Origin of the sequence: Cellulomonas algicola, from assembly GCF_003851725.1 — a bacterium.
Lineage (GTDB): Bacteria > Actinomycetota > Actinomycetes > Actinomycetales > Cellulomonadaceae > Cellulomonas > Cellulomonas algicola.
In genome coordinates this window covers 1-4,423 of sequence record NZ_BHYL01000292.1, presented here as the reverse complement: position 1 = coordinate 4,423, position 4,423 = coordinate 1, and the positions used below count along the sequence as shown (strand labels likewise).

Annotated in this window: 2 protein-coding genes and 1 pseudogene; all 3 read right to left on the bottom strand. The window is 75.6% G+C overall.

Annotated features, from left to right (window positions below; all coding sequences use genetic code 11):
* Nucleotides 1-131: 131 nt before the first annotated feature.
* Nucleotides 132-2,696 (bottom strand): phenylalanine--tRNA ligase subunit beta, encoded by a 2,565-nt coding sequence (pheT, locus tag CTKZ_RS16690; RefSeq protein ID WP_124344000.1) that lies wholly within the window; start codon nt 2,694-2,696, stop codon nt 132-134.
* Nucleotides 2,696-3,742: a phenylalanine--tRNA ligase subunit alpha gene (gene pheS / locus CTKZ_RS16685; RefSeq protein ID WP_124343999.1), complete on the bottom strand. Its 1,047-nt coding sequence runs from the start codon at nt 3,740-3,742 to the stop codon at nt 2,696-2,698. The genes pheT and pheS overlap by 1 nt, the downstream gene beginning before the upstream one ends.
* 378 nt (nt 3,743-4,120) lie before the next feature.
* Nucleotides 4,121-4,423 (bottom strand): annotated as a pseudogene (locus CTKZ_RS22215) (RNA 2',3'-cyclic phosphodiesterase); the annotation flags it as partial.

Here is a 4,423-nt window from a genome sequence, read left to right as displayed (position 1 = left end):
CGTTTGGTCAACTCGTCCCACGTCCGACAACTTCGTCCGGATTCGGCCGGGTGCCTGGACCGGCCCCGGAGACGGCGACGGCCCCGCGACCGTGTCGGGTCGCGGGGCCGTCGCTGCTGGTCAGCGGGTGGTCACGCCCGCAGGCTCGCTCCGAACCGGCGCTGCGCCTCGGCCACGACGGCCTCCCGGACGCCCGCGGTCTCCTGCGCGGTCAGCGTGCGGTCGGCCGCACGCAGCCTCAGCGAGAACGCGAGCGACCGCGTCCCGTCCGGCACCTGGTCGCCGACGTACACGTCGAACAGCCGCACGTCCTCGACGACGTCCCCGGCGGGACCCGCGGCCGCGCCGACGCGGACGGCGTCGAGCACGTCGGCCGCGGGCACGTGCGCGGGGACGACGAGGGCGACGTCCTCCTTCGCGAGCGGGAACGACGACACCGGGTGCGCCTGCGTCGGCTCGGCGGGCGCGGCCGCGAGCAGCACGTCGAGGTCGAGCTCGAACGCGGCCGCCCGCGCGGGCAGCCCGTGCGCCGCGACGACGTTCGGGTGCAGCTCGCCCGCGTGCCCGACGAGCGTGCCGTCGGCGAGCGTGATGCGCGCGCAGCGGCCCGGGTGCCACGGCAGGTGCTCGCCGTCCGCGGCCAGGACGACGTCGACGCCCACGACCTCCGCGACCCGACGGGCCGCGGCGATCGCGTCGGTGTGGTCGGCGCGACGGCCGCTCCCCCACCACCCGGCGGGCTCCGCGGCGCCCGCGAGCACGCCCGCGACGCGACGCGGCTGCGCCGGGACGACGGCCTCGATCGCGGCGAGGTCGTCGTCGCTCGGGCGCACGCCGCCCGGCAGGTGCGGGGCCGCCGGCGCGTCGGGCGCGGGTCGCGTGACGAGCCCGATCTCGAAGACCGCGAGGTCGCTCTGGCCGCGACCGACGTTGCGGCGTGCCGCGTCGAGCAGCGTGACCAGCAGGTTCGTCCGCAGGTACGGGTGCGACTCCGCGAGCGGGTTCACCAGGCGGGCCGCACGACGACGCGCGTCGTCCTCCGGCAGCGCGAGCGCGTCGAGCTGCTCGGTCGAGACGAACGGGTACGTCAGCACCTCGACGAAGCCGGCCTCGGCGAGGGCGCGCGCGACAGAGCGGCGCGCGCGCTGGCCGTCGGTCAGGCCGCGTCCCGCGGGGGCGACGGGCAGCGTCGACGGGATCGCGTCGTAGCCGCGCAGCCGCGCGACCTCCTCGACGAGGTCCACCGGCACGACCAGGTCGGGCCGCCACGACGGCACCCGCACCGCGAGCGCGTCGTCGCCCGCGTCGGACACCTCGGCGCCGATCTGGGTCAGCACGTCGCGGACCTCGTCGGCCGTGTACGGCACGCCGACGAGGCGACCGGGCAGGTCGACGGGCAGCGTGATCGTCGGCGGCTCGGCCGTGCGGTCCACATCGGTGAGCGCCGCGTCCGGGACCCCACCGCCGTGCTCGACGAGCAGCTCGACCACCCGGGCCACCGCGACACGCGGCAGCTGCGGGTCGACGCCGCGCTCGTACCGCTTGGCGGCCTCGCTCGACAGCTTGTGCCGCCGCGCGGTGCGCGCGACCGTGACCGGGTCCCAGTGCGCGGCCTCGACCAGCACGTCGACCGTGTCCGGCCCGACCTCGCTGTCCCCGCCGCCCATGACCCCGGCGAGCCCGATGATCCGCGCGGCACGCGCACCCTCGGGGCTGTCGGTGACCAGCAGGTCCTCGGGGTCGAGCGCCCGGTCCACGCCGTCGAGCGTGAGCAGCCGCTCACCCGCACGGGCGCGCCGCACCACGATCGGCTCGGCGACCTTGGCCAGGTCGTACGCGTGCAGCGGCTGGCCGAGGTCGAGCATGACGTAGTTCGTCGCGTCGACCGCGAGCCCGAGGGGCCGCATGCCCGCCTGCGTGAGGCGCCGCTGCATCCACTGCGGCGACGGGGCGTCCGCCCGCACCCCGCGCACGACCTGCGCGACGAACCGGTCCGACCCGGGCACGCCGTGGATCGGCGCGTCGTCCTCGAGCTCGACGGCGACGCCGCCCGACACGGGCTCGCGCTGCTCGGGCGTGGTCAGACCGCGGTCGGTGAACGTCGCACCCGTCGAGTGCGCGTACTCCCGCGCGACACCGCGCATCGAGAACGCGTACCCGCGGTCGGGCGTCACGTTGATCTCGAGCACCTCGTCGCCGAGGCCCAGCAGCTCGCGCGCGTCCGTGCCGACGGGCACGTCGAGGCCGAGCGTCGACAGGACGATGATGCCCGCGTGGTCCTCGCCGAGCCCGAGCTCGCGCGCCGAGCAGATCATGCCGTCCGACACGTGGCCGTACGTCTTGCGCGACGCGATCGGGAACGGCCCGGGCAGCACCGCGCCGGGCAGCGCGACGACGACCTTGTCGCCGACGTCGAAGTTGTGCGCACCGCACACGATGCCCCGCGGAGACCCGCCGGGCTCGTTGTGCGCGGCGCCCACGTCGACGCGGCACCAGTTGATCGTCTTGCCGTTCTTCTGCGGCTCGGGCGTGCGCTCGACGACCTCGCCGACCACGAGCGGGCCCGTCACGGCGGCGGCGTGGATCGCCTCCTCCTCGAGCCCGACGCGCACGAGGTCGGCGGCGAGCTGCTCGGCCGTGAGGCCGGCGGGCAGGTCGACGTGGTCGGCGAGCCACGTCAGGGGAACGCGGGGCATCAGATCTCCGTCCCGAACTGCGTGGAGAAGCGCACGTCGCCCTCCACCATGTCGTGCATGTCGGCGATGCCGTGGCGCAGCATCAGGGTCCGCTCGATGCCCATGCCGAAGGCGAAGCCCGAGTAGACGTCGGGGTCGACGCCGCACGCCCGCAGGACGTTCGGGTTGACCATGCCGCAACCGCCCCACTCGATCCAGCCGGGGCCGCCCTTCTTCTGCGGGAACCACAGGTCCATCTCGGCGGACGGCTCGGTGAACGGGAAGAACGACGGCCGCAGCCGCGTGCGCGCCTCGGGACCGAAGATCGCCTGCGCGAAGTGGTCGAGCGTGCCCTTGAGGTGCGCCATCGTCAGCCCCTTGTCGACCGCCAGGCCCTCGACCTGGTGGAACACGGGCGTGTGCGTCGCGTCGAGCGCATCCGTGCGGAACACCTTGCCGGGGCAGGCGATGTACACCGGCAGGTCACGCTCGAGCAGCGTGCGCGCCTGCACCGGCGAGGTGTGCGTGCGCAGCACGAGCCCCGACTCCGGCGGGTCGACGAAGAACGTGTCCTGCATCTGCCGCGCGGGGTGGTCGACGCCGAAGTTCAGCGCGTCGAAGTTGAACCACTCCGACTCGAGCTCGGGACCCTCGGCGATCTCCCAGCCCATCGCCACGAAGATGTCCGCGATGCGCTCCTGCAGCGTCTCCAGCGGGTGCCGCGCACCGCGCGGGCGCCGGTCGACGGGGAGCGTCACGTCGACGGTCTCCTCGACGAGCACGCGCGCGTCACGCTCCGCCTCGAGCTGCGTCTGCCGCTCCGCGAGCGCCTGCTGCAGCCGCCCGCGGGCACCGCCCAGCAGCCGGCCCGCGACGCCCTTGTCGGCGGGCGCGAGGCCGCCGATCGCACGGTTCGCGAGCGCGATCGCGCTGTGCTCACCGAGGTGCGCGAGACGCGCGGACTTGAGCTCGTCGAGGTCGCCGGCCGCGGTGAACGCGGCCAGGGCCGCCTTCACCGCGAGGTCGACGCCCGCCTCGTCGAGCGGGGACAGGGGTGTGTCGGTCATGCGGACCTTCCAGGGGAGAAGCCGGAGCCCGCGTCCGCGCCACGGACGGACGGGCCCTGACCGGGCGCGCGACAGCGCACCGGCCAGCAGGGAAGTCTAGTGGCGCCCGTCCCGGGCCCTCGTGCCCGTCCGCTCGTCGGCGGTCAGGTCACGCGCGCGTCAGCGCAGCCCGAGGACGGGCCGCGGAAATCGGCGACCACCGGCCGCCCGTGCACGCGCTGACATGCCGCCCATGGTGCCACGCGAGGGCGCGCCGCCACGACCCCGAAACCGTCCCGGCGCGCCGTGCGTCCTGGGCCGCGTGGTCGCCGAGCGAACGCGGCGTTACGGCGCGCAGCATCGCGGCGCCGACGTCCTGACCACGGCGGAGCACGGCACTCACGCGAACGCGAAGCGCTCCAGCACCTCGTAGAGCGGGCCGCCACCTCGCCCGGCGCCGGGCCGCGACGCGACGAGGCACAGCTCGTCGACCGTCCACGACGGCCCCTCGTACACCGCCAGCGCCCTCGCGACGCCACGCGCGACGTCCTGGTCGGTCAGCGGCACGTCAGCGCCCGGCTCCCCCGGCCCGCGACCGCGCGCCGGACGGGACGACCCGCGCCGCGGTGGCCGCGCACCCGGGCGGATCCGCGCGATCGTGAGGTGCGGCCGCTCGCGGGGTCGCCGGTCCGGCACCGCCCC

Excerpts from the sequence above, each read along its gene's own strand:
- pheT (WP_124344000.1), bottom strand. The coding sequence starts at position 2,696 with ATGCCCCGCGTTCCCCTGACGTGGCTCGCCGACCACGTCGACCTGCCC.
- pheS (WP_124343999.1), bottom strand. The coding sequence starts at position 3,742 with ATGACCGACACACCCCTGTCCCCGCTCGACGAGGCGGGCGTCGACCTC.